The organism is Variovorax restrictus, assembly GCF_051216715.1.
Classification (GTDB): Bacteria; Pseudomonadota; Gammaproteobacteria; order Burkholderiales; family Burkholderiaceae_C; genus Variovorax.
Genome location: NZ_JBPJZH010000007.1, coordinates 1 through 24,767, shown reverse-complemented (window position 1 = coordinate 24,767; position 24,767 = coordinate 1). Strand labels below are relative to the sequence as shown.

Annotated in this window: 20 protein-coding genes and 3 pseudogenes; 11 read left to right on the top strand and 12 right to left on the bottom strand. The window is 62.2% G+C overall.

Annotation, left to right across the window (positions count from 1 at the left end; genetic code table 11):
• Positions 1 to 12: 12 nt before the first annotated feature.
• From ACSFA0_RS23955 to ACSFA0_RS23935, 5 genes are all read left to right on the top strand, one after another.
• Positions 13 to 3,198, top strand: a complete 3,186-nt coding sequence (locus ACSFA0_RS23955) for a CusA/CzcA family heavy metal efflux RND transporter (protein WP_435452764.1) — start codon at positions 13 to 15, stop codon at positions 3,196 to 3,198.
• A gap of 65 nt (positions 3,199 to 3,263) precedes the next feature.
• Complete coding sequence (locus ACSFA0_RS23950) at positions 3,264 to 3,680, top strand: hypothetical protein (protein ID WP_435452763.1); 417 nt, start codon at positions 3,264 to 3,266, stop codon at positions 3,678 to 3,680.
• A 117-nt stretch (positions 3,681 to 3,797) separates the two neighbouring features.
• Entirely contained in the window at positions 3,798 to 4,220 is a 423-nt protein-coding gene (locus ACSFA0_RS23945; protein ID WP_435452762.1) for a hypothetical protein, read from the top strand.
• Between the two features lie 271 nt (positions 4,221 to 4,491).
• Positions 4,492 to 4,674, top strand: coding sequence for a hypothetical protein (locus ACSFA0_RS23940; RefSeq protein WP_435452761.1), 183 nt, complete (start codon positions 4,492 to 4,494; stop codon positions 4,672 to 4,674).
• A gap of 172 nt (positions 4,675 to 4,846) precedes the next feature.
• Positions 4,847 to 6,532, top strand: coding sequence for a phosphoethanolamine transferase (locus ACSFA0_RS23935; protein ID WP_435452760.1), 1,686 nt, complete (start codon positions 4,847 to 4,849; stop codon positions 6,530 to 6,532).
• Positions 6,533 to 6,873: 341 nt separating this feature from the next.
• Here the strand turns inward: ACSFA0_RS23935 and ACSFA0_RS23930 are convergent.
• Positions 6,874 to 6,966 (bottom strand): annotated as a pseudogene (locus ACSFA0_RS23930) (GntR family transcriptional regulator); the annotation flags it as partial.
• On the opposite strand from ACSFA0_RS23930, the pseudogene ACSFA0_RS23925 reads away from it, so the two are divergent.
• Positions 6,944 to 7,027 (top strand): annotated as a pseudogene (locus ACSFA0_RS23925) (ATP-binding cassette domain-containing protein); the annotation flags it as partial. The pseudogenes ACSFA0_RS23930 and ACSFA0_RS23925 sit on opposite strands and share 23 nt — an antisense overlap.
• 267 nt (positions 7,028 to 7,294) lie before the next feature.
• Here the strand turns inward: ACSFA0_RS23925 and ACSFA0_RS23920 are convergent.
• Positions 7,295 to 7,795, bottom strand: coding sequence for a DUF6328 family protein (locus tag ACSFA0_RS23920; protein WP_435452759.1), 501 nt, complete (start codon positions 7,793 to 7,795; stop codon positions 7,295 to 7,297).
• 169 nt (positions 7,796 to 7,964) lie between these two features.
• Here ACSFA0_RS23920 and ACSFA0_RS23915 point away from each other — a divergent pair, with 169 nt between their 5' ends.
• The gene (locus ACSFA0_RS23915) at positions 7,965 to 10,556 is read left to right on the top strand and encodes a heavy metal translocating P-type ATPase (RefSeq protein WP_435452758.1); all 2,592 of its coding nucleotides are present in this window, start codon (positions 7,965 to 7,967) and stop codon (positions 10,554 to 10,556) included.
• A 544-nt stretch (positions 10,557 to 11,100) separates the two neighbouring features.
• Here ACSFA0_RS23915 and tnpC read toward each other — a convergent pair.
• The 3 genes from tnpC to ACSFA0_RS23900 all read right to left on the bottom strand — a co-directional run bounded on the left by tnpC (position 11,101) and on the right by ACSFA0_RS23900 (position 13,450).
• Complete coding sequence (tnpC, locus tag ACSFA0_RS23910) at positions 11,101 to 12,666, bottom strand: IS66 family transposase (protein WP_435452757.1); 1,566 nt, start codon at positions 12,664 to 12,666, stop codon at positions 11,101 to 11,103.
• Between the two features lie 71 nt (positions 12,667 to 12,737).
• Positions 12,738 to 13,082: an IS66 family insertion sequence element accessory protein TnpB gene (gene tnpB / locus ACSFA0_RS23905; RefSeq protein WP_435452756.1), complete on the bottom strand. Its 345-nt coding sequence runs from the start codon at positions 13,080 to 13,082 to the stop codon at positions 12,738 to 12,740.
• The gene (locus ACSFA0_RS23900) at positions 13,070 to 13,450 is read right to left on the bottom strand and encodes a transposase (protein WP_435452755.1); all 381 of its coding nucleotides are present in this window, start codon (positions 13,448 to 13,450) and stop codon (positions 13,070 to 13,072) included. The genes tnpB and ACSFA0_RS23900 overlap by 13 nt, the downstream gene beginning before the upstream one ends.
• Positions 13,451 to 13,812: 362 nt before the next feature.
• Between ACSFA0_RS23900 and ACSFA0_RS23895 the strand changes: the two genes are divergently transcribed.
• Entirely contained in the window at positions 13,813 to 14,022 is a 210-nt protein-coding gene (locus ACSFA0_RS23895) for a hypothetical protein (protein ID WP_435452754.1), read from the top strand.
• A gap of 272 nt (positions 14,023 to 14,294) precedes the next feature.
• On the opposite strand, the gene ACSFA0_RS23890 is transcribed toward ACSFA0_RS23895, so the two are convergent.
• The 5 genes from ACSFA0_RS23890 to ACSFA0_RS23870 all read right to left on the bottom strand — a co-directional run bounded on the left by ACSFA0_RS23890 (position 14,295) and on the right by ACSFA0_RS23870 (position 19,002).
• Entirely contained in the window at positions 14,295 to 15,086 is a 792-nt protein-coding gene (locus ACSFA0_RS23890; RefSeq protein ID WP_435452753.1) for a VWA domain-containing protein, read from the bottom strand.
• A gap of 13 nt (positions 15,087 to 15,099) precedes the next feature.
• Positions 15,100 to 15,879: a hypothetical protein gene (locus ACSFA0_RS23885; RefSeq protein ID WP_435452752.1), complete on the bottom strand. Its 780-nt coding sequence runs from the start codon at positions 15,877 to 15,879 to the stop codon at positions 15,100 to 15,102.
• Between the two features lie 210 nt (positions 15,880 to 16,089).
• Positions 16,090 to 16,773: a TerD family protein gene (locus tag ACSFA0_RS23880; protein WP_435452751.1), complete on the bottom strand. Its 684-nt coding sequence runs from the start codon at positions 16,771 to 16,773 to the stop codon at positions 16,090 to 16,092.
• Positions 16,766 to 17,932, bottom strand: a complete 1,167-nt coding sequence (locus ACSFA0_RS23875; RefSeq protein WP_435452750.1) for a hypothetical protein — start codon at positions 17,930 to 17,932, stop codon at positions 16,766 to 16,768. Before ACSFA0_RS23875 ends, ACSFA0_RS23880 begins: the two co-directional genes overlap by 8 nt.
• A gap of 143 nt (positions 17,933 to 18,075) precedes the next feature.
• Positions 18,076 to 19,002, bottom strand: a complete 927-nt coding sequence (locus ACSFA0_RS23870) for a cation diffusion facilitator family transporter (protein WP_435452749.1) — start codon at positions 19,000 to 19,002, stop codon at positions 18,076 to 18,078.
• Positions 19,003 to 19,872: 870 nt separating this feature from the next.
• Between ACSFA0_RS23870 and ACSFA0_RS23865 the strand changes: the two genes are divergently transcribed.
• Positions 19,873 to 20,241: a DUF4148 domain-containing protein gene (locus ACSFA0_RS23865; RefSeq protein WP_435452748.1), complete on the top strand. Its 369-nt coding sequence runs from the start codon at positions 19,873 to 19,875 to the stop codon at positions 20,239 to 20,241.
• Positions 20,242 to 20,293: 52 nt separating this feature from the next.
• On the opposite strand, the gene ACSFA0_RS23860 is transcribed toward ACSFA0_RS23865, so the two are convergent.
• Both ACSFA0_RS23860 and ACSFA0_RS23855 read right to left on the bottom strand, forming a co-directional pair.
• On the bottom strand, positions 20,294 to 21,613 hold the full coding sequence (locus ACSFA0_RS23860) for a heavy metal sensor histidine kinase (protein WP_435452747.1): 1,320 nt from the start codon (positions 21,611 to 21,613) through the stop codon (positions 20,294 to 20,296).
• Complete coding sequence (locus tag ACSFA0_RS23855; protein ID WP_435452746.1) at positions 21,610 to 22,293, bottom strand: heavy metal response regulator transcription factor; 684 nt, start codon at positions 22,291 to 22,293, stop codon at positions 21,610 to 21,612. Before ACSFA0_RS23855 ends, ACSFA0_RS23860 begins: the two co-directional genes overlap by 4 nt.
• Before the next feature lie 771 nt (positions 22,294 to 23,064).
• Between ACSFA0_RS23855 and ACSFA0_RS23850 the strand changes: the two are divergent.
• Together ACSFA0_RS23850 and ACSFA0_RS23845 are read left to right on the top strand one after the other, a co-directional pair.
• Positions 23,065 to 23,975: pseudogene (locus tag ACSFA0_RS23850) on the top strand (cation diffusion facilitator family transporter).
• A 390-nt stretch (positions 23,976 to 24,365) separates the two neighbouring features.
• Positions 24,366 to 24,761, top strand: coding sequence for an ATP-binding protein (locus tag ACSFA0_RS23845; protein ID WP_435452745.1), 396 nt, complete (start codon positions 24,366 to 24,368; stop codon positions 24,759 to 24,761).
• The last annotated feature ends 6 nt before the right edge of the window (positions 24,762 to 24,767 follow it).

Sequence of the window (24,767 nt, the reverse complement as noted above, 5' to 3'; positions counted from 1 at the left end):
GGTACACACGACATGTTTGAACGCATCATCCGCTTTGCCATCGAACAGCGATGGCTGGTTCTGCTCGCCGTCATCGGCATGGCAGGCCTCGGCGTCTATAACTATCAGCGGCTCTCGATCGACGCGGTTCCCGACATCACGAACGTCCAGGTCCAGATCAACACGGGCGCTCCGGGCTACTCACCGCTAGAAACTGAGCAGCGCGTCACTTTCCCGATCGAGACGGTGATGGCGGGCCTGCCTGGTCTGCTGCAGACCCGTTCTCTGTCGCGGTACGGCCTGTCGCAAGTCACCGTCGTTTTCAAGGACGGAACGGACGTCTACTTTGCGCGTCAGTTGGTCAACGAGCGACTCCAGTCGGCTACCGGCGAAATGCCCGAGGGCATCCATCCGATGGTTGGGCCGATCTCAACCGGCCTGGGCGAGATTTACCTCTGGACGGTCGAAGCCAAGGATGGCGCGAAAAAGCCGGACGGGTCGCCATACACCTCCACGGACCTTCGTGAAATTCAGGACTGGATCATCAAGCCGCAGCTGAGAAATGTGGCCGGCGTGACCGAGATCAATTCGATCGGCGGCTACGAGAAGCAGTACCAGATCGCGCCGAACCCTGAGAAGCTGTCGGCCTACGGCCTGTCTATGGCCGACGTCGTCAAGGCGCTCGAGCGCAACAACACGAACGTCGGTGCAGGCTATATCGAGCGACGCGGGGAGCAGTACCTGATTCGTGCGCCTGGCCAAGCACGGGGCATCGAAGACCTTCGCAACATCATCCTGTCGAGCAGCGGAAGCACGCCCGTGCGCGTGCGCGACGTTGCCCAGGTCGAGATCGGCAAAGAACTGCGCACGGGAGCCGCGACCGACAACGGCCGTGAGGTGGTGCTTGGCACGGTTTTCATGCTGATCGGCGAGAACAGCCGGATCGTCTCGCAGGCGGTCGCCAAGAAGATGGAGGAGATCAATCGCACGCTGCCCGAAGGCGTGGAGGCGATCACCGTCTACGACCGGACGGTGCTTGTCGACAAGGCGATCAACACCGTCAAGAAGAACCTGTTCGAAGGCGCCGTGTTGGTCATCGTCGTGCTTTTCCTGTTCCTCGGGAACTTGCGCGCTGCGCTGATCACCGCGCTGGTCATCCCGCTCTCGATGCTCTTCACGTTCACCGGCATGGTGAACCAGAAGGTCAGCGCGAACCTGATGAGCTTGGGCGCACTCGACTTCGGGATCATCGTGGACGGCGCGGTGGTGATTGTCGAGAACTGCGTGCGACGCCTGGCACATGCCCAGGCGAAGCACGGCAGGCCGCTGACGCGCAGCGAACGGTTCCACGAGGTCTTCGCTGCGTCGCAAGAGGCTCGGCGTGCGCTGCTCTTCGGACAGGTGATCATCATGATCGTCTACCTGCCCATCTTCGCGCTCACGGGCGTTGAAGGAAAGATGTTCCACCCGATGGCACTCACGGTCGTCATCGCGCTGCTGGGCGCGATGATCCTGTCGGTCACGTTCATCCCCGCAGCTGTTGCACTCTTCATCGGCAAGAAGGTATCCGAGAAGGAAAACCGCCTGATGCATTGGGCCAAGCAGGCGTATGAGCCCCTGCTCAATCGCGCGTTGGAGGCCAAGGCGGTGGTCCTCACCATCGCAGGCGTCGCCGTGGTGCTCTCGGGCATCCTCGCCACGCGGTTGGGCAGCGAGTTCATACCAAACCTCAACGAGGGCGACTTCGCTGTCCAGGCGCTGCGCATCCCGGGGACCAGTCTTTCGCAATCGCTCCAGATGCAGCAGCAGCTTGAGCGGACCCTCAAGGCAAAGTTTCCTGAGATCGAAAGAATCTTTGCGCGCACCGGAACTGCCGAGATCGCGTCCGACCCCATGCCTCCGAACATCTCGGATGCCTACGTCATGCTCAAGCCGGTCGACCAATGGCCTGAGCCGCGGCGGACGCGCCAAGAGCTGGTGGAGGCCGTCCAGGCAGAGGTCGGGAAAATTCCGGGCAACAACTACGAGTTTTCGCAGCCAATCCAGCTGAGATTCAATGAGCTCGTGTCCGGCGTGCGCGCCGATGTTGCTGTCAAGGTCTTCGGCGACGACATGGATGTACTGAACTCGACAGCACGCGAGATCGAAGAGATCCTGAAGAGCATTCCGGGGTCTGCCGAAGTCAATGTAGAGCAAACCACGGGCTTGCCTATGCTGACCGTGAACATTGACCGCGAGAAGGCGACGCGCTACGGCCTCAACATCGCCGACGTCCAGGACACGATCGCTACAGCAGTCGGAGGCCGCAACGCCGGGACCCTGTTCGAAGGCGATCGTCGATTCGACATCGTGGTTCGCTTGCCCGACAACGTCCGTAGCGACCTTGAAGCCATTCGTCGCCTTCCGATTTCACTTCCGCCAAGGGGGGACGCAGGGGCGGGGGCCAGTCGAGTGAGCTTCATTCCACTGGCAGAGGTCGCAACCCTGGAGCTTGCGCCAGGGCCGAATCAGGTCAGTCGCGAAGACGGCAAGCGCCGTATTGTCGTGAGCTCCAACGTGCGCGGGCGAGACTTGGGTTCCTTTGTGACGGAGGCGACCGCTGCCCTCGATCAGCGCTTGAAGGTGCCGACCGGGTACTGGACATCCTGGGGCGGGCAATACGAGAACCTGCAATCGGCGACCAAGCGCCTGCAGATCGTTGTTCCGGTGGCATTGCTGCTGGTCTTCACGCTGCTGTTCGCGATGTTCGGCAACTTGAAGGACGGCTTGATCGTGTTCACCGGCATCCCGTTCGCGCTCACCGGCGGCATTCTTGCCCTGTGGCTGCGAGACATCCCGCTATCGATCACGGCTGCCGTCGGTTTCATCGCTCTGTCGGGGGTCGCGGTGCTCAATGGTCTAGTGATGATCTCGTTCATCCGAAATCTTCGAGACGCTGGCGCTTCGCTGGATCGGGCAATCCATGAGGGAGCGCTCACTCGATTGCGCCCAGTGTTGATGACGGCTCTTGTGGCATCGCTCGGATTCGTGCCCATGGCCATTGCAACAGGAACCGGTGCAGAGGTGCAGCGGCCGCTGGCGACTGTGGTGATCGGCGGCATCCTGTCATCCACCGCCCTCACTTTGCTTGTGCTTCCAGTTCTCTACCGACTTGCACACCGTCGCGATGAAGAGGAGGAGGAGGACGAAGAAGCTTCCGACCCTAAGGCCCATGCCTGACGCATGAAGTCAGAGCCCCGTTCTGTGGATGGGGCTGTCACTCAGATCAACTCGAAAGGAAAATCATGAAAATCGTATCGTTCCTCGCTGTTTCCGCTCTTGCCTTGTCCATCAATGTCCAAGCGGCAGACGATCACAAGGGTCACGCACATGACGCCAAGGGCGCAGAACACGCCCATGAGGTGAAGCCTCAGCATGGCGGAGTGGTGAGCGTGGTCAAGGACGTGAACTACGAACTCGTGACGAGTCCAGAGGGCATCGCGCTCTACGTGAGTGATCACGGAAAGGCTTCCGATCTGACGGGGGGCAGCGCGAAGCTCACGCTTCTCTCCGGAACCAAGAAGACGGAAGCGACCTTGGCGCCAGCAAAGGACGCATTGCGGGCCCAGGGCGCGTTCAATGTGCCAGCCGGCACGAAGGTCGTGGCGCAAGTGACGCTGAAGGGCCAGGCCGCTCAAGCCGTGCGCTTCACGACCAAGTGATGTGATGACAGAACTGTAATGCAACGGTACGGCATCTGAGGGTCTGGTTTCTTAAAGTTGTCTCAGCCGCGGGGATAAGCGGCGACGACCACTCATCAACCATTCAAGGATTCTCAAATGCAAGCTTCGACCCTCCGCCTTTCGCTTCTGTCCGTCGTCCTGGCTGCCGCGGCAGCGCCCGTGCTCGCCGGCAACTACGCCGAGGGCGACCCGCGTCCAGTGGCGATGACGTCGACCACGTCCAGCTCGGCCGTCGCCGCTGAAACCCGCGCTTGGGCCCGGACGGCTCCGACGTTGGGCTATCCGCAGGGTGACAGCAAGCCGCTGGCCGTGCAGGTCACCTCGCGTGCTGCGGTTGAGGCCGACACGATGCGCTGGGTTCGCTCCGGGCTGTCGTCGGTACAGTACAGCGAAGCAGGTGCTGATGCCGCCCGCCCGACCTTCCGCCAAGCCTCGCACGCATACGCAACGGCACCTGGCGGCCAGCGTGATGCGCAAGCGTCCCAGACGCCAACGTCGCGCAACGGCGCAGCGCAGTGATCACTGCGGGGTAAAGCCGCGCGCTAGGTGTGCCTACAGAGCAGCCCCTCGCGCACCCCGATAGGGGATCTCGTTTTCGATGGAGAGCCGGTAGCCACAGGGCAGGGTAAACCCGTTTTGATACCGAGTAGTGAACTCGGTCTGCCCGTGGGCGCGTTCGTGGTGCTGACGTCTATCTCGTTACGAGATTGCGACAAAACCACCGGGTCTTGAGGCCACTGTGGCACGGGTACGGGTGTTAATGGCCGATCGCCGGAAGGAGTGGTAGCAATTGAAGGTGCAATTCAGCGTGCTCACGCTGAACGCTATGGAAATCGTCGGCATCTGCGTCGACGAGTCTAAGCACTCCGCGGTGTCTGAGCCGCTCACATTGATTGAGGAGTTTGAACTGCGCGTCATGAATGCCCGCGCCGCAACAAGGGATCCTGACGCATCGGAACACAAGCATTGCTGACTTCATGACCCTAGTCGGTTCGCATTGGACTGGCAAGGAACAGGAGCTCACGGTGGAAAGTGGTGCTCCAAAAATCTGGTCATGGTCTACGGCGAACGGCTTGAAGTTCGTAAACGCCTCTGCGTTTGCTAAATCGATCGGCAGCCACAGCCAGCTGGGATGAGTTCTTTTCATGACTGCTTTACCTAAGCGGGTTGCGCTCGGGCACCGTCCGGTCGTCTCCCAGACCACATTTGCGCTGGCCATCTCATTGTGGCTGATAGCCGTCAACAACGCCGTGTTCTGGCGCGGCGCCTGGGCTGCATCGCAGTCGGGGCCGGTACGAAGTGTGGCGGTTGTCGGAGCGCTGGCGATCGTGCTGTGGCTGTTCTTCGGCTTGGTACTTCGCCTCCTCTTCTGGCCGTGGACTGCAAGGCTGCTGGCCACGGCACTGCTACTCTTGGCTGCGTCGGCAGCCTACTTCATTGAAGCCTATGGTGTCGTCATCGACCGTGGGATGATCCGCAATGCCTTGCAAACGGACATGCAGGAGACGGGCGATCTGCTGTCGATGCCGCTACTTTGGGCGGTGGCGTGGCGCGGCCTGTTGCCGGTGGTGCTGGTCTGGTGGGTACGCATCGAGCGGCCGGGTTGGCGCCACGGCGGTCTTGGCCTCGCGCGACAGGCCGGTCTGACGGCGCTGCTGGTCGTGGTCGCGGTGGGGGCGTTCTTCGCCGACTACGCGTCGCTGGCGCGCAACCACCGCGAATTGCGCCACGTGCTGACACCGACCAACGTGATTAACGGCCTGGCCGGCGTCTGGAAAGAGCGCTCTGCCACGCGACGGGCGCTGGTCAAAGTCGCGGAGGACGCTGCACGACCGAGGGCCGACAACGCGCGAAAACCGCTGCTGGTGGTGTTTGTCGTTGGTGAGACGGCCCGTGCGGCCAGCTTTTCGCTCGGCGGCTACGAACGTCCAACCAACGCCGCATTGGCAGGCAAGGGAGCGATCTATTTCGGCAGCGCGACAGCCTGCGGCACCGACACGGCCACCTCGCTGCCGTGCATGTTCGCCGACCTCGGTGCAGCTGGGTTTTCAGTGGGTCGTGCGTGGGGCCGCGAGAACGTGCTCGACGTCCTGGTGCGCACTGGTGTGCCGGTGCGCTGGCTCGAGAACAATTCAGGTTGCAAGGGCGTGTGCGAAGGTGTCGAGACACGCAACTTGGGGCAGACCGCAGATGCAGGGACACTAGCAGGCGCGTGCAGCGGCGGCGAGTGCCTAGACGTCGTGCTGATCGACGGCCTACGCCAGGCGCTAGGCGAAAGCACCGCGGAGCGGCTGCTGGTGCTGCACATGAAAGGCAGCCACGGCCCGGCCTACTACAAGCGCGTGCCAGCGGAGGCGCGCCGCTACACGCCCACCTGCGACACCAACCAGATCCAGCGTTGCGAGGTGCAGGCACTGCGCAACACTTATGACAACACGATCGTCTACAGCAGCGAAGTAATGGCGCAGATGATCGACGTTCTTGCCGCGCGTTCGGCCAGCGTGGACAGCGTTTTTATTTATGTGTCGGACCATGGCGAGTCGCTTGGCGAAAGCGGCCTGTTTTTGCACGGCATGCCGAAATGGATGGCGCCGCGCGAGCAGACGCAGGTTCCGCTGCTGGTCTGGCTGTCGGACGGGGCTGCGGACCGCTTGCATGTCTCGCGGCAAGCGTTGCAAGCAGTGGCGGGCGAGTCGTATTCGCATGACAACATTTTCCACACCCTGCTGGGTGCGTTTGAAGTCAAGAGCGTCGCCTACAAGCGCGAACTGGATCTGCTCGATAGGGCCCGCTCCGCACGAGGCATCGTACCCGCGAGTGCGATGCGGTGAGACGCGCAGTGCTGCACGGCTCGACGCCTAACGCTCGAACCAGGGAGGACCCATGCCAAACGCCAACCGTCCCTCGCTCGCAGACGGCCTTTATGCTGAGCTGTAAGTTTCGGCTGCCGCGCGGAGCGCTGCCGTGGCCCGCGCGGCTGGGCGCTCTCCGCCACGCCCGCCGAGCGCACGCTGTACAAGTCGTGCTTCATAACGGTCGCGTCGTCTATGGCGACGCGACCGAACCGCTGGCACTCCGTAACAATAAGAACCGCGTCGCGATTCACCCGGTCGACTCGGCGCAGGCAGACCTCAATCAGCAGGCTCTTGCAATGACGCGCAAGCAACTGCTGACCGGCTTCCTCCAGCATGCGGAAGGCTTCGCGCACCGGGCCGCGCGACACGCCGATCTGGTCGGCCAGCGTGGCTTCGGTGAGCTTGGCACCGGAAGGGGAGTTCGTCTGCTTCCTGGGGCCTTCGGGCTGTGGCAAGACCACGCTGCTGCGAGCGACGCTCATGCGCCCGCGGCGCAGTTGCGCCAACTGACCGCAAGATGTCGCTTCCTATGCCGGTCAGGACGCGCATGGCGAGCGCGGCAGCGCAGTGCAAGGAGCTACTCGGCAGGGGCAACGCTTGTCGCCCGCGAATTGGTGACGTTAGCGGTCGCTGGAAGCGGCCGCCTCGGAGTTTCAGCGCAACCATTATGGTGCGCGAGCGCAGCGCCCCATTGTGACCACCGGCGCTCATTCGCAGCGCCGTATCGGCTTGGCGCCATCACAGGCGCCCGCGCGATCGGTAGAGCTTCGGCACAACCCACCAAAGGAGCACAATGAGCGTCGCGATGCCGCCCGCCGCGACGTTGCCCAGGAAGTGCCCGAACACCGCGGACAGCACCAGTTGCGTCACCAACACCAACGCCAAGGCCAGCGCCACGGAGCCGAAGACAATCTGCCGCGTGGCTAGCCGCTTGAAGTGCGGGCGGTCGATCAGCGGCCGTATCAGTCGGTGCTGCACAGCTGGCGCACTCAGCATCACCAGGCTGGCCACCGCAAGCACAAAGGTCGCGATGAAGACGCCCTTCTCGGCCGAAACGATGGCCGCAAAGCCGCTATTGAATGGCACCGTGATCAGAAAAGCCGACAACAGCTGCGCGCTGGGAAGCAACACGCGCAGTTCGCTGAGCATGTCGGTCAGGTCTCCGTCTTCAGCAGCTGCGTGCGCGACCCGTTCGTGCGCCTCACTACGCAGTGGTAAGCATTCGTCTTGTGGCTTCATTTTGTCTCCGATGTGATTGGGCTCCGCAGGGCGGATGCTCTTGTATCATCGTTTAGGCTCTTCGCTCTGACGGGCCGTAAGCGCCACGTTTAGTCAACGACCGGCGCCTTGAGGACCGACAAGAGCATCGCCGGTCGGCCCTGCCGCACGACACCGAAAGAGAGTCCAGATGAACGAACCTACAACCCGGCTGCGGCTTGACCTGCCGTTGCTGCTGCCCGAGGTCGGCGACGCTGATGACCGCTGCGTCGGCCGGTTGATTGCCGCGCTGTCTGGAAGGCCCGGCATCGCCGATGCGCACGTCACGCGCGACACCGGCACGCCGCAGCTGTGCATCCACTACGACCCGGCGCAAATCACCATCGGCCGTGTTCGAGAGCTGGTGAATTCCGCAGGCGCGCGGGTCAGCGAGCGTTTCGGCCACCTGGTCGTGCGTGCTAACGCCGCGCTGCATGCACGCGCTGCGCGCAGCCTTGCCGAAGGGTTGCGCAGCATGCCGGGTGTGCTCGAAGCCGATGTCGCGCCCTCGGGCGCAGTTCGGATCGAATTTGACCGCCAGGAGGTGTCGGCGCAAGCCCTGCTCAAACACGCCGCAACGCTGGGCCTTAACGCGCCCGACTCGGCACCGGCAGGTGCAGCGAGAGATGACGAACATGATGGACACGCGCACGGCCATGCCGGTGGCAATCATCCCGGCCACGACCACGGCTCAGAACATGACGATCACTCCGGCCATGACCATGCCAAGGAAGGCGGAGGCCACGCCGGCCACTCGCACGGTGGGCCGTTCGGTGAGATGACCGAACTCGTCTTCTCCGGCACGGCTGGCGCGCTGCTGGGCGTTGGCTGGTTGCTTGAAGGCCTGGCGCCCGTGCCCGCGTGGTTGCCCACCGCGTTGTATGTCGCGGCCTATTTCTTCGGCGGCTACTTCACGGTTCGCGAGGCGTTCGACAACCTTCGCGCAAAGCGCTTCGAGATCGACACGCTGATGCTGGTGGCCGCCATTGGCGCTGCAGCGCTGGGCAAGTGGGCCGAAGGCGCCCTGCTGTTGTTCCTGTTCAGCCTGGGGCATTCACTGGAGCACTACGCGATGGGCCGCGCCCGCAAGGCGATCGAGGCCCTTGCCAAGCTGGCGCCGGACACAGCCACCGTGCGCCGCGCCGGAGCAACCGAGGAAGTTGCTGTCGGCGCACTGCAGTTGGGTAACGTGGTGATAGTGCGGCCCAATGAAAGACTTCCTGCCGATGGCGTGGTGGTGGTCGGCACCACCAGCGTCAACCAGGCGCCGGTTACCGGCGAGAGCGTTCCAGTCGACAAGCGCCCGGTGGCTGACGCGCGGGCGGCACTGGCCTCGTTCGACCGCGTCAGTGCCGAGCACCGGGTCTTTGCCGGCACGATCAACGGCTCGGGTGCAATCGAGGTGATGGTCGCCCGCCGCGCCGAGCAGTCGACGATGGCGCGCGTGGTTAAGATGGTCACCGAAGCCGAGGCGCAGCGCTCGCCGACACAGCAGTTCACCGAACGTTTCGAGCGCATCTTCGTGCCAGCCGTGCTGCTGTTGGTAGTGTTGCTGATGTTTGCCGGGCTGGTGATCGACGAGCCGTTCTCGACTAGCTTCTACCGCGCGATGGCAGTCCTAGTGGCGGCCAGCCCTTGCGCGCTGGCGATCTCGGTTCCAAGTGCAGTGCTTAGCGGCGTGGCCCGCGCCGGCCGCGGCGGCGTGCTGGTCAAGGGCGGTGGGCCGCTTGAAAACCTCGGCACGTTGACTTCGATCGCTTTCGACAAGACCGGCACCTTGACTGAAGGCAAGCCGCGGCTGACCGATGTGGTGGCGATGCCCGGCATCAGCGAAGAGGAGTTGCTGGCTCTGGCCCAGGCGGTTGAAGAGGGCAGCGACCACCCGCTGGCTTCGGCGGTTGTCAACGGTGCCGCCGAGCGGCTCGGCGGAAGGGTTGCACTACCGGCAGTGTCCGACATCAAAAGCATTACCGGGCGCGGCGTGCAGGCGCAAGTCGCTGGTGAGACGGTGGTGATCGGCAAGCCGGTGCTCTTCTCCGAACTGCCCAACTCCATGCTGCCGCCCGAGGTGGCCGCGGCCAACGACAAGCTGGTCACCGCGGGCCGCACGACGATGGTCGTGCGCCACGGGCAGCGGTTCCTCGGCGTCATCGCGGTGATGGACACGCCGCGGCCAGTGGCCGCTCAGGTGATGGCCGAACTGCGTGCGCTCGGCATCGAGCGGTTGATCATGATCTCGGGCGACAACCAGCAGGTTGCCGAGGCAGTAGCCAAGAGCGTGGGCTTGACCGAGGCGCGCGGCGACCTGATGCCCGAGCAAAAGGTCGAGGCAATCAAGGCGCTGCGCGAGAAGCACGGCAAGGTCGCGATGGTCGGCGACGGCGTCAACGACGCGCCGGCCATGGCCAATTCGACAGTGGGCATCGCGATGGGTGCGGCGGGCTCCGACGTCGCGCTCGAGACTGCCGACGTCGCGCTTATGGCAGACGACTTGGCGCAGTTGCCTTTCGCTGTCGGCTTGTCGCGCAGCACGAGCCGCATCATCAAGCAAAATCTCTATGTGAGCTTGGGCGTCGTCGCAGTGCTGATTCCTGCCACGATCCTGGGCCTGAACATCGGTACGGCAGTGTTGTTCCATGAAGGTTCGACGTTGATCGTCGTGGTGAACGCTTTGCGACTGCTAGCGTACGAAAAGACCATGCCCACGGCCACCTACGCCGGGTCGGCTGCAGCTGCCGCCTGACGCCCGCCCGCCGAACAGCAAAGTCTCGATGAACTTGTCAGGCGCGGGGCACTTTGTTCGAGTTCCTCCACCACTGCCGAGGGATCGCCATGCAATGCGCTGTCTGCAAGGACACAGTGGCGACTATGGCTCCAGCGGCGGGCATCATGGATCGTGCCGCGACTTGCACCACGGTGGTTTCCTGAAGCGGCTATTTGACTGAGTGAGGTTGCAGTTTCGACCTTGCCTGCTCTCGGAGCGGCAGGGTCCAGGCATCGGGCAGGGCAGATACGGCTCTAGCGTCACGGTCCGTCGCCTGCCAGGGCAATGCGTTGGCTTGGCGGAACAGCAGCCTGTCCTCACTCGGTCAGAGGTGTCGAGTAGTTTTTGCGCAACGACGGATCTTTCCCATGGCCGCTTCGCCTCCTCAAGCGTGGCCGACGACATATTGCGATGGAGGGCTCTTGAACATCTGGCAGCGTGGTCAGCATCGCCACGATGGTAAGCACGCAGCGAACACATCTTGACGAGGGCCGCGCATTTGGCGGCGAGCGCGAGCAAGTGGTCAGCTGTGCTGCCAACGATGCGGCAGCAGTTCGTCGATGCGGCTATGCGGCTGCGTCGGCAGGCGCAAGAACACGTCCTTCAGATAGGCATACGGATCGTGGCCATTGAGCTTGGCTGACTGGATCAAGCTCATGATGGCTGCGGCGCGTTGCCCGGCACGAAGGCTCCCAGCGAACAGCCAGTTGCCTCTGCCCACTGGAATCGGCCGGATCTGGTTCTCCACCCAGTTGTTGTCTGCAGGCAAGTTGCCGTCGTCCAGGTAGCGCGTCAGCGCAGCCCAGCGCTTCAGGCTGTAGTTCAATGCTTTGGCTGTCCCTGAACCTTCCGGGACCTTGAGCCGCTGCGCGATCATCCAGGCATGCAGTGCCTCGGCGATCGGCCGACCCCGCGCTTGGCGGATGCGACGCCGCTCATCTGCGTCCAGGTCCTTCACCTCGCGCTCGATCTCGTAGAGCCGGGCGAAGTACTGGATGCCTGCCTCGGCGATCTGGCTCTTGTTGGCCGTGTGCAGTTCGACGAACTTGCGCCGGGCGTGTGCCAGGCATCCAGCTTCGACGACGCCTTTGGCCAGCAGGGCCTTGTAGCCCGAGTAGTCGTCGCAGACCAGCGCACCGCGCCATTCGCCCAGGAAGTCCTGCGCATGCTGGCCGGCCCGGCTGTCGGCGAAGTCGTAGACCACGGCCTTCATGCCTTCGAAGGCGCCTGGGGTGTAGGCCCACAGATAGGCACGATGCGTCTTGCCCGTGCCGGGCTTAAGCATTGCCACCGGGGTCTCGTCGGCATGCAGTACGCCGTGAGCGAGGATTGCGCCCTTGAGTGCGTCGACCAGGGGTTGCAGGCGTACGCCACAGGCGCCGACCCACGCACCAAGCGTCGAGCGCGGGATGGCCAGGCCGGCACGCCCGAAGATGATTTCCTGGCGGTACAGCGGAAGGTGGTCAGCGTACTTGGCCACCATCACCTGCGCCAGGAGGCCGGCGGTGGGGATGCCCTTGTCGATCACCTGGGCCGGCACCGGCGCCTGGATCAACGTCTGGCACTTCGCGCAGGCCCATTTGCCTCGAACATGCCGCTCCACGGTGAACACGCCGGGAATGTAGTCGAGCTTCTCGGCCACGTCCTCGCCGATGCGCTTGAGCGCACAGCCGCACTTGCAGGTGGTCGACTCGGGTTCGTGATGCACATCGACGCGCGGCAGGTCTGCCGGCAGCGGCGTGCGACGCGGCTGCTGCTTGTTCTCGGTCTTGGGTGGCGGGCGAAGCTGCTTGAGCTCTTCTTCGATGGCGGCCAGGTCGGCGTCAAGCGTCTCTTCCAGAAGGCTGGCCTGCGCCGCGTCGAGCTTCTCGCTGCTCTTGCCGAAGCGCAGGCGCTTGTACTGTGCGAGCTCGTGGGTGAGCTGGTCGACCTTGGTGGACTTGAAGGTGACTTCGCGCGTGAGCGTCTCGATCGAGCGGTCCTTGGCCTCGAGCAAGCTTTGCTGCTCAGTGAAGTCCTTGATGAGCCGGAGGGTCACCTCGCGCAGTTGTTCTGCATCGAGGCCCTTCAGTTGTTCGGCATCCACCATGAGCAGGTATGGTGCCGCCCGAGCGTGTGACTGTCATCGGCGTTTGCCGCAATTGCACGGCTGCAGTGCGATCACACCACGGTGATGACACCCGCTGCCCCGACGCGCTGCCAGGGCAATCCGAGCACAAGCGCGTCGAGCTGCTCACGCGTCATCGCCATCTGCGTGCCCAGGCTCGCGTTGGCCCAGAGGAACCGGCCCTGGTTCAGCCGACGTGCGCACAGCCAGATGCCGATGCCATCGTGTACAAGGACCTTCATGCGGTTGGCCCGTCGGTTGGCGAACAGGTAGGCATGGTGAGGATGCGCGGCGCCGAATACCTTCACGACGCGTGCCAGCGCCGTCTCGGTGCCAGCGCGCATGTCGATCGGCTCGGTGGCCAGCCACACGGCGTCGACGCGGATCAACGCAGCCACTCGCGCAGCCAGGCCGCGCACGACGACGCCGATTCCACCGGCCAGTGCACCACTGCGGTGGCGTTGCCTCGCTTCAGTTCGATGCGGATGTCGCGCACCGGCTTCTCGGCTTCGGGCTGCACATCGAGCGCGATGAAGTCGGGCATCGGCAAGGTTGGAACGTCGGTCGACTGCGTCAACGCAGCCTTGCGATCGTCAGCGCGCCAACGGTGCACCACATTCGCATTCAGGTTGTACAGCCTCGCGATCGCCGCGGCAGAAGCATCCGGCTGCCGGCACGCCTCAAGGACCTCAGCCTTGAACCGCGCGCTGTGCTTGCGACGGGTCGCCCGCTTAACCACACCATCTATTGCGTCCACATCATTCATCGCGGACACGATGCCTGCCGACTCTCACGCAATCAAGATGACTTCACCGTGCGCTTACCCACGATGAACGGGCCGGCAAAACGCGTGACCTGAACCTTGTACACCTCTCGAACGCCACGTCAAAGCGCTCAGCAGCTGCATCAGCTGCATCAGCTGCTGCATGATGTCAGGCGACGACGGGTCCATGCGGATCCTTTGTTCCATTCGAGCGTCATGAGGGGAAATTCATTCCTGCCTAATTTCCTCGTCCCCGTTGGATCTCCATGGGCTCAGGATGCTCGCTGTCAGAGCCGGAGCGACTTGTCTGACAGAACGCGTGAGGCCTCACTGACTATGGTAGGTTTTTAACCTGGAGACATAACATGACCACTAAGCAAACCACGGAAAAACCTGGACCGCATCACGATCATGCGGGGCACACGCCGGGTGATCTCGACCCGCATGGCCATCGAGACACCTCGGTGCCTGCAGCAGAGAAGCAAGGCTCTAACGAGCATCATGATCACGAAGGTCATACGCCGGGAGACAAGGATCAGCACGGTCACCAAGACACGGGCAGTAAGAAGAAATAGCAGGTCGAGCAGCTTCATAGGCTGCTTGGTCAGCTAGGCTTTACCTGTGATTTGGCGAAAATGCTCTGTTGGAGGAATGGACCGGCACGCTGGATCAAAAGGCCGGTTCGTGTCGCCTGCCCAGGACAGCCGCGGCGGCTTCACTCGGTCATGGCGGCGCCGAAAGCCCGTTTGTAGGCTGCGCAGAAGGAGCGACTGCGGGCATCTTCAAGCAATGACCGCCATGCCGCACGATGCGTGCATCTGGGCGTACGGGCGCTAACCGCTCCCGACTATGACTTGAGCCACTCCACCAGTTCCGCGCCAAGTAGCGCGGAATTCAGCTCTTCATCCGACTGCGCCACGAAGGCTTCGAGATCGCGAATTATCACTACGCCTGTGTTCTTGAAGCGTCGTGCTATTTTTCGTACGAACTCGAAGGTCACGCCTTTGTCCTCACAGGCGCCGATGAATAGGAAGTAGACCTGGTCACCCCGCCTCTGAGACTCCTCCAGAACTCGTATCGTGCGAGCCTCGTCGCTGCCCTCGTTTTCGCCGTCGGTAATGAAGAGCACCAGCGAACGCCTCTTCTCGTGCGTGTGCGGAATGTCATGTACATGCCCGCTGGGCGACCAGCCGAATAGCCGGCCGAGGAAGCCTTTCCCCTGGGATGAGCGGTGCGCCTCTTCGCATACCTTCCACCCGAAGTGCTCGAGCGTGCGCTCCAGAACGAAGCTGTAGGTCGTGCCACCGTTCCAGCCCGGAACTCGATCGACGATGTTGCGCGTGACGTAGTCTCGGGCGTCGTCAGGCGTGACTGCACCAACATACTGAGCATTGCGCTCACCGGAGCTGAAGGTAAAGACGTCCATTCTGCGGTCTGGGTCGAGCACCATGCAGAAGGGCACGAGCCGTTCGATCAGGATGCTCGTCGTGCCCTCCTTGTGCTCGTGCTCAAACGAGCCCGACACATCGATAATCGCCGCGGTTTCTGCCTTGACGTTTGCTACTACGCCGGCCTTGTCAAGCGCCAAGCGGAGCGAGCCGGCCGACTGTTCCAGACACAATGAGAGTTTGCTGTTCATGTGCATTCCTCTTTCAGGGTTTCAACTTGTCGATGATGTCGCGCAGCCGATAGTCGAGTTCGCCGGCTTCAGTCGGTGAGATCGCGGCCTTGCCGGCGGCGAGGGCGGTGACGATTGCGAGGCTTCCGATGAACGACGGCATGGCCACCAGCGCCACGTTTTGTATGGCGCCAATCAGGCGGATCGGCTGGGCGATCTGCAACTCGCGGGTGGAGCTGGCTTGCCGAATCAGCGTAAGGCTTTGCGTTAGGCTCATGCTGCGCTCGGCAAATCGTTGCGCAATCGCGGCGTTGTCAGGGTGAAGGCGCTCCGACAGGAACAGAGCGCCGATGGCAGCGGCTTCGACCTGCCCCGCGGTTTCTTCCATCGACCTAGATAGGCGCAGCAAGCGATCCTTCAGATCCAGCAGCGCGTCGAGCGCTGCACCCATCAATGCAAGCAATTGCTCCAGTTCGGCCTGCGCGTCGGCCATCTCGCCTGGCGTGTCGATCCTGTTGTTCACGCCTTGGAACAGCCGGCCCACGATGCCCTTGCCGCCACGTCCGCAGACGGCCATCAGGTCGATAGATTCAAGGATGTCCATCATTCGCGCCAGGTAGCCCTCCACTTGTCGCAGCACCGGGCTGCGCGCAAGGGCAAGCATCTCGGCAACTTGGTCGGCGTGCCCCTTCTGCAGGTCATGCCCCCACAGGATCGCCTTGCGCTGCGAAGCCCTTTCTAAAACCAACCCGCCAACCCATGCTTGTGCCTGCTTATACACCACGGCGTCAGCGCCCGGAGACAGGGCTTGCAAATCGTGTATGGTCACCTCGATCCGCTTGCGTTGGGCGCCTGGTATGACCGTGGGCTGCCGCACGACTGCCGTTGACGCAGGGACACGACTCGCCGGCGTCGGCGTTCGCTCAGGCAGAGCCGCGCTATCGGCGGCCTTCCGGAGCGAAGCACCGGCGTGGCCAATGACCGTCGGGCGCAACTTGTCCTTTGCGGGTGGCAAGGGCTGACCTCAGGAGAAGTGGCCTAAGACGTCGTTGAACGTACCTGTGAAGCCGCGGCCGACGGGCGCGTACTCCCAGCCGTTGTCGCCGTGCATGATGCTGCCCAGCTGCACGACGTTGAATTCGCCGAACTCCTTGGACAGCTGATAGACGCCCAGTTCGCGCCCGCTCGCGTCGGCGATGGTGACAGTGCAGACCGCAATGTCGGCGAAGGCTGCTTCGTCTTCGGCAACTGCACCCTCATCGTGCCCTGCGCCATGTTCGGCCTTGTGGACGGTTGCGAAGAGGGGGATCTCGTTGACGGCCGCCGAAAGCTTCGAGCCATCGATGACGATGGTTTCGGCATTGCCTTGCACCCGGACGTCGCCGGAGTGCTGCAGCCCGCCTGAGAGCGTGGCGAAGGAGCCGTTGGCCGCGGTGGCCAGCACGCCGGTCTTTGGACTCATCTTCGTCGTGTTGTAGGTCGACAGAATCTCTTCCAGAGCCGAGACTTTCGCGCCACTGCCGCCGTTGCGTGCCTCGAGCGCGTGGATGTCGATGTCGTCCTGGTGGCTGGCGTCGCACTGCCATGAAACGGTCACCTTGAACACAGCACCCTTATTGAGCGAGAGCTGCAGCTTGCGGGCCGGTGTGGTGCCGGGCTTGTCAAGAGTCAGTGTGAGCATGGCTTCTCCGGTGTCGTCGTCATGCATTGCGAAGTGCAGCGAGCTCGGCGCGAGACTTCTCGAACATCTGTCGCGCCGTCTTGAACTTGGCTTCGGTTTCCTGCTTGGCAGTCTCCACCAATTCGTGAATCTCGCGCGTCTGCGTGATGATCGCAGTAATCTGCTGTGCCTGTGCGACGCGGTTGTCACCGGGCGCCTTGGCCGCGGCGACGGCCACGTCCTTGCTGGCTTGGCCGCGCAGTTGCGTCAGCTGCTGGTCAAGGCGCGCCTGGCGCTCCGCGATCTGCTGCACCGACTTGACCGCGAAGGCGCCGTGGATGGCTAGTAGGGTCATCTTGATCGACGCGAAGCGGGAGGAGACCGTGGTGGCTGTCTCCTGCAGCGTCGCGATGCCAGCGGCTTCGATCTGCTGGATCACCATCTGGTCGGCTGGCAGCCGGGTATAGGTGCCTTCGAGCGCGAGAGCCCGACTTTCGAGCAGCCCCAACTTGTCCGAAAGCTCGCGCAGCCGTGCTTGGGCGGAAACGTCGGCAGGGTCGGCTACCACCGTCTGCTGCGCGACGTAATCGCGCGCTTTATTCAGAAACGCCCGGGCCACTGCGGCGTCGAGGGTAAAGCCGGCGAAATGCGTACCGTACGACTGCTTGAGCGTCTCCAGTGCCTGCAGTTCGCCAAATAGCGTTTGCATTTCCCGGGACAGTTCGCCCTCCAGCCGACCCATTTCGTTAGCGAGCGTTCGGGTGCGGCTCGAGATCAAATCGCCAACCTCCTGCATGAACTCGCTAAAGGCTTCCTCGGGCTTGCGACCAGTGACCTTGGCAAACAGCCCTGCTAAGAAACCCGGCGCCTCGCCCTGTTGGATCTTCTCCAGGATTTCCGGCAGCTTGGCGTCATCGACACCTTTTTCAAGGCGTCCGAAGAGCGCGAACACCTTGGATGCGGTCTTCTTATCGAGGCGCGCCAGAAAGCCATCGAGCGTCTTCTGAAGAGCCTGTTCTGCACCGAGGCCGATCTTGATGATGTCGCCGGATGGGACCGAAGCGAAGTCCAGCGCGGCAAGTGCCTGCTCGGCTTGAGGCACCTGCTCGGGCCGGAGCAGGATGGCTCCGGTTTCCAAGGAGCCTTGCACGAGCATGGTTTGCCCTTGAGGTGCAGGCACCGAGGTAGGAACGGTATTGCTTGCCATGAACTTCTCCTCTGCCGGTTGAGTGGTCGACGTCAGCGCCAAGTGCCGCTGCTCTCAGGTGGTTGCCACGATACCAATTGGCGAGCTTTTTGGCGGGTGACAACGAAGGGGACGTGGAGTCTGCAAGCGCTCGGACGCGCCAGTCAGAGCATCTTCGTTCCTTCGGCCATAGCGCTCTCTGCGTTGTCCACCTCAATCGTCGTGTGAGACAAGCCGAAATGGGTGGCCATTGCCTGAGTCGCTAAACTGAGCACAAGCTTGGCATCTGCGGTGTCCTGGACGACCAAGTGACAGCTCATCGAGTCGATCCCGGAGGTAATGGTCCACACATGCAGATCTCGCACCTCTGTCACCGCCGGGATGGCGAGCAGTGTGCGCTCCAGAAGCGCGACGTCGACTTCTGGCGGCGTGCCCTCCATCAAGATGTGGATCGCTTGCTTGAGCAGTATCCAGGTACGCGGCACGATGAGCAGTCCGATCCCTGCGCCGATCAAAGGGTCGGCGAGTTTCCAGCCAGTAAAGATCACGATGCCTGCGGCTGCGAGAACGCCCAGCGAACCGAGCATGTCTCCCAACACTTCGAAGTAAGCGCCCTTCACATTAAGGCTCTCTTGCGAGCCGGCGGACAGGAGCTTCATGCTGATCAGGTTCACCACCAGGCCGACCGCTGCCACCGCAAGCATGGGGCCACCGAGAATGTCGGGAGGATTCAAGTACCGCTGGTAGGCTTCGTAGAAGATGTAGAGCGTCAACATCAGGAGCACTACGGCATTAGCCAGCGCGGACAGCACTTCCATGCGGACATAGCCATAGGTCATCTGCGGCGTACGCGGGCGCTCGGAAAATCGGATCGCCAGCAGTGCCAGGGCCAAGCCGCCAGCATCGGTGAGCATGTGTCCGGCGTCTGCCAGCAACGCCAAGCTGCCCGTCCACAAACCTCCGATGACTTCCACAGCCATGAAACTGCACGTCAGCGCGAGCGCCCACGTCAATTTCGTTTTATGTCGCCCGGCCGCCGTGGCCGAGCCCTTGTCACCCGACGTACTCTTTGCCTGCTTTGTATCGCTCATTATTTCTATTTGTTGGCAACCGTCGCTCGGAACGTTTTAGGAAGTCTACAGGCAACTTTGCGCATCACGTGCTGTCGGGTCCCGTCACAGCTTCGCTCCCACAGCCAACTGCCAGGCCCTAGAAAACGGCCTGCGTTCCCATGAGGGATTGCTGGCGAACGCGAATTCTGTCCGGCTCATCAGTACTGACGAGCAGTGATGAAAACGGGAAGCAAAGGCGCTGATTTTCCGGTCGAAGCGCCAAGTACCCCTTGCGCCCACCACTGCGAATACTGAACTCATCAATTTTCGAGGCAGGCAAACTTAGGGGTAATCGAGGAAGGGCAATGTTGCCCTTGAGTCGCAGCCTAGTCTGGCGAGCGCCGCCCCGAACCTTATTGTCGCAGACTTCCTGTGCAGAGCACGTACCGATGATGAACTAGCGACGCCAACTGCTGTGTTGGCGAGTAGGGACGACCTGGTCCGCGCGGCTTTGCGCTGTTGCCTCCACTCTATGCACTGCGACGGCCGCTTGGCGGGTCATCGCAGAACTCTCGCGCGGTAGTGCCATCTGCCCGACAAGGCGATGGTCGAAGCTTGGCTCCGGCACACTCGACTAAGTTCGTCAAGCCATCGGCAACTATCCCTTTGCTAGGTTCCGCACAGCCTTCGAACTACGGGGGGCGGGTATACCCGAACTGTTTGGCCATATGCACGATGCCCATGCCTCGTAGACGAGAGGACCACCGAATGAATTTTCTTAGCCGCCGTTTATTACGGCTCAATGACGCGGTTGTAATGATCCTGCACGGAAGGTGGAGGAAAGGACTTTTACAGTGCTCTCTGTCCGGGACTAACAGGTATCGGACTACAACCCTAAAGGAGTCAAGTATGTCCACTCGCTATCTTCGATCCGCCGTTGCCCTCTCGGCATTTGCTGCAGCAGCATTGGCACCCGTTGCCGTTTTCGCTGCCGGCCCCTACCATCCCGCCCCGACCGAGGCCGGCGTCACCTACCACCCGGATCATGCGAACGCGCGTGCACGCGACGAGGTCATCGCTGAGTTCAACCAAGCAGCCAAGCACCCGCGCTGGAGCACCGCCATGAGCCGCGGCGCGCCCTGGCCCGTCTCCAGCGCTGAAACGCCGAAGACGCGCGAGCAAGTGCAGGCCGAACTCGCCGCAGTGATGAAGCACCCGGCCTGGAACTCCGTCAGCCGCGGCGCCTCGTGGCCGGCTGACATGATCGAGAGCAGATAACACCGGGAGCCTGCGGGTCGGGCTTCGGTGCTCGGCCCGCTTCCTCGTTCCTCTAAGCCGATGCATCCGCCAAGGTGAAGCCAATGCGCGTCATGCCTCGATCCGAGGTTGCGAACGTGGTTCCACCATGCATGCGTGCAATGGCGGCGACGATCGTCAGGCCGAGTCCGTGATGGCTGGACGAGCCGCTGCGTGATTTGTCGGCCCGGTAGAAGCGCTCGAACAGATGCGGCAGTGCGGCGGGGTCGACCTGATCGCCCTCGTTGACGACGGCAATGGTGAATTCCGCGTGGTCGCGTCGGATGACGACCTGCACCTGGCTCTCCGGCCTTGCATACCTTATAGCGTTGCTCAGAAGGTTCGACAGAGCGCGGCGCAGCAGGCCCACATCAACGTGCAGCGTCGCATCGCCTTCAATGTCCAACGTCAGATTGGATTGTTCAAGTTCGGCTTCATGGAATTCGCCCACCGCGCGGACCTGGTCTGCAAGGCTCACAGGGGCCGTCCGTCGAGCTTGAGCGCCCCGGTCGGCCTTGGACAGGAAAAGCATGTCTGTGACGATTGCCGAGAGCCGATGTGCCTCCTCCAGTTGCGAGGACAACGCTTCCCGCAAGGCCGCGATCGGTCGAGGTTGGCTAAGTTCGATCTCGGTCTGGGCAATCATGTTCGCCAGCGGCGTTCGAAGCTCGTGTGCCACGTCGGCATTGAATGCCTCGAGCTGCGCATAGGCGCCTTCAACGCGGCCCAGAAGCGCGTTGAACTGCATGATCCATGGCTGCAGTTCGCTGGCAAATGTTTCCACATCGATGCGCCCGCCGGGTTGGGCTGGCCCTGCATTTGCTGTCTGTTCGGCAAGCAGCTTCAGTGGCTTCAGCCCGCGGCGGACAATGAGCGAGCCGGTCAGCGCAACAATCAGAGAACCGAGGCTGGCAGCTGCCACCAAGGTCCATCCTAGCCGTCGCAGCAACAAGTCATCGCCCGTAGAGTCAAGGGTCAGGCGAACCTCGACAGGGTTACCTTCGAAGGTCAGATCCTCCAGCGCCTGAGCGTGAGAGATCCAGTTGCCCTTGACGTCGGCCTGTTGGGAAAAGTAGATCCGATCCTTCCCTGCCCACAGGCTCACGTTGATGTCGGGATGCGTCCGAAAATAGTCATCCAGCTTGTGCCGGAGCAGGTCGATGTTGGGAGGGGTGCGGGTTTCCGCCACGACATGACGGACCAGCTCGTTGTGCCTTTCGAACTCTTCTTCCTGCTTGAGCTGGAAGCTCCAGCGCGTCGTGCCGTAGACAGCTACGCATGCGATGCTCAAGCCCGCGAGCGTCTGGATGGCGAACCAGCGGGAAAGCGTGCTCTGGATGGACCTCGTCTTCACGGCGGATCGTCGTCGCGCACTTCAAGCACGTAGCCCATGCCGCGCACTGTGTGAAGCAGCTTGGCGTCGAAGGGGTCGTCTATTTTGGCTCGTAGCCGTCGCACGGCGACCTCCACCACGTTTGTCTCGCTGTCGAAATTCATGTCCCAGACCTGATCGGCCAGCAACGCTCTGGAAAGCACCTGTCCCTGACGTCGCAGAAGGATCGACAGCAGGGCGAACTCTTTCGCAGTCAGGTCGAGCCGTTTGCCGGCACGGGTAGCTCGCCGCGTCGTCAGATCCAGTTGCAAATCCGCCAGCGCGAAGCGCGTGGATTCTTGCAGCGAGCCACGGCGCAGTAAGGCACGAATCCGAGCGAGCAGCTCCGAAAAGGCGAAAGGCTTGGCAAGGTAGTCGTCAGCGCCACTCTCCAGCCCCTTCACCCTGTCGGCGACGTCATCGCGCGCGGTGAGCATCAAGACCGGCGTCGACGACGATTTCCGGAGCACTTCCAGGACCTTGAAGCCGTCGATGCCCGGAAGCATCACGTCAAGGACGATGGCGTCGTAGTTTCCTGTGAGAGCCATACCCAGCCCCTCGGAACCATCGCGCGACAGATCTACGTTGAACCCGCTTTCAGTGAGGCCCTTGCGCACGTAGTCACCGAGCTTCAGCTCGTCTTCGATCACCAAGAGATGCATCTCTCCATCGTAGCGCGCGCCGACGGACGTGCGATTACGTTTCTGTCATCTGAGAATGTTGGTGTAGGGGCCCTGATGCTTCCGAGCCAAGCTGACGCAACATTACGCCTTTGTAATGTTGCTGCTCGCCGCTCGGAGGCGTTTACCTGCTAGATTGGTCCAATATGCGGCCTCAGATCGACGAACAGCCTAATCGCAGCGCTCGCGTGCATCCCGCCGCATTTGAGCGGTGCGACGTAGAAGTTGTCGCCTCGTCGAAAGTATCTCGCCTGCCGCAGGCCGTTTACCGATCATCCCCGTCCAACCATGCGGCTCGCTGCCGCGCCACCGGCGGCGACGCGGCAGCGGCGTTGTGGCGGCGACCGCGAAGGCCTCTCAGAATCACCGTGATGCTTTGCCCGGGTTTGCTCGTCCTTGCTGGCTGCGCCGGCTGGGGCCAGAAATTCCAAGACTTTCAGAACGGATGGCGCACTGCCCAGGTCGTCGAGGTCGGACGCGCCGATCAACTCGAGAGAACGGGCTACACCGACTGTAGGCGCGCCTCCGATGCAGCCGAACTCCAGCGCTCCCGATACGCAGCCCTGACTTATCGCCTGGATCAACGCCAACACTGGCACATCGTCAAAGTCGGTCCAGACGTGTCGATCGCCGCTGGTGATATGGTTGTAGCGAATGTTGAGAGCTGCGAGCTACCGATCTATCCTCTGTCCTCGGTACCAGCCGGCCCGCGTTGAGTCGATCCGACACCTTCAACATCGAATCTGAACACCTATGTCAAGCGGCCATTCACACGCGCCCGCCCTGGGAAAGCCCGGCGCTCCCCATCAACGTTCCCTGTGGATCGCCCTGGCGCTGACTTCCGCGTTCATGGTCGCCGAGGTGATCGGTGGCGTGATCACGGGAAGTCTGGCCCTCATTTCCGATGCGGCGCACATGTTCACCGACACGGCTGCGCTCGCCATTGCGCTCGCAGCCATGCAGATCGCCAAGCGCCCGGTTGATGCTCGACGGACATTTGGCTACCACCGCTTTGAAATACTTGCAGCAGCGTTCAATGCGCTTCTGCTCTTCGGTGTTGCGCTCTATATCCTGTTCGAGGCGTGGCAACGATTCAGTGCGCCGCCTTCGGTCGACTCCGTGCCGATGCTGGTGGTTGCATCAGTTGGCTTGGTGGTGAACATGATCAGCATGCGACTGCTTGCGTCAGGCAAGGATGGGAGCCTAAACGTCAAAGGCGCATACCTCGAGGTCTGGAGCGACATGCTCGGCTCGCTTGGCGTGATCGTGGGCGCAATCGTGATATGGCTGACCGGCTGGACCTGGATCGACACGGTGATCGCAGTCGCCATCGGCCTTTGGGTGTTGCCCCGCACGTGGGTCCTCCTGCGAGCAAGCATCAACATCCTGTTGAGGGGGTGCCTGAGGGCGTGGACGTTGCGGTCATAGAGAAGACGCTTCTCTCGCTGGAGGGCGTCGATTCGATTCACGACTTGCACGTCTGGGCGATCAGTAGCGGGAAAACAAGCCTGAGCGTTCACTTGGTAAGCCCGAAAGGGGACCTGGAGGTCCTCACGCAAGCCGTGGCATTAGCCATGGCCAAGGATTTTGAGATCCATCACATAACCGTGCAAGTTGAGCGGGTGGCGTGCTCTCAAGCCGATGGCGACCACGGCTACGACTGAAATCCGGCGCCCGGCCATGGCCGTGCTTGGATGGGCCGTACCCGTTGATTGACCTGGGAATCAATGCCTCATTCGACACCGGATCTGCAGTTCTCGCTTTCGATGGTTCTGACGTACTTCTCGATCGGTGCCATTGCTGCTGTCGTCGTCTTGTTCGTGCGGTGGTGGCGTCGGCGCACAGACCCTCAAGGTCTACGCAAACGCCCCTACGCCGTGCGGCTGGCGGCGCGGTTTGAGAAAGCGCGGGCACGCGTGTCAAAAGCGCGGAAGGCCTCGAAGCATGGAAGCAAATCAGGCAAGATTTGAGCATGCTCCACGTCGTCTTGGCCAAGTCCATCTCGTCACAGAGCTCCAAGTCAGGCAGATAATGATCTGGCACTAAGGAAGACCATGGCGATCAAAGGAATGATGCGGCTGGAGTTCGAGGGCGTGATGGCGGCTTACGTTCGCCCTTCCGACGCCATCGACAGCTTCGAGCATCTGGTTGGGCGGGGTCAGCAGCTTGAGAGCATCGAAGAGGCGATCGTTTCGCCCGGCAAGCACGTGTTCATCTACGGCGACAGAGGTGCAGGGAAGACGTCTCTCGCCCAGACGATTGCGCACGCTCACAATCCATCGTCGTCAACGCCCGTCCTCGTTGCCTGCGGCAAGAAGACGACGTTCTCTTCCATCGTTTACGACATAGCGGCTCAACTTGTCGGACGGTCTAGGTTCTCAGTCGCCGAGGGAAGCCGCACGCTGGGAGCGCAGGTCTCTGCCGGGCTGTTGGCGCCGATGGAATATTGACCAGCT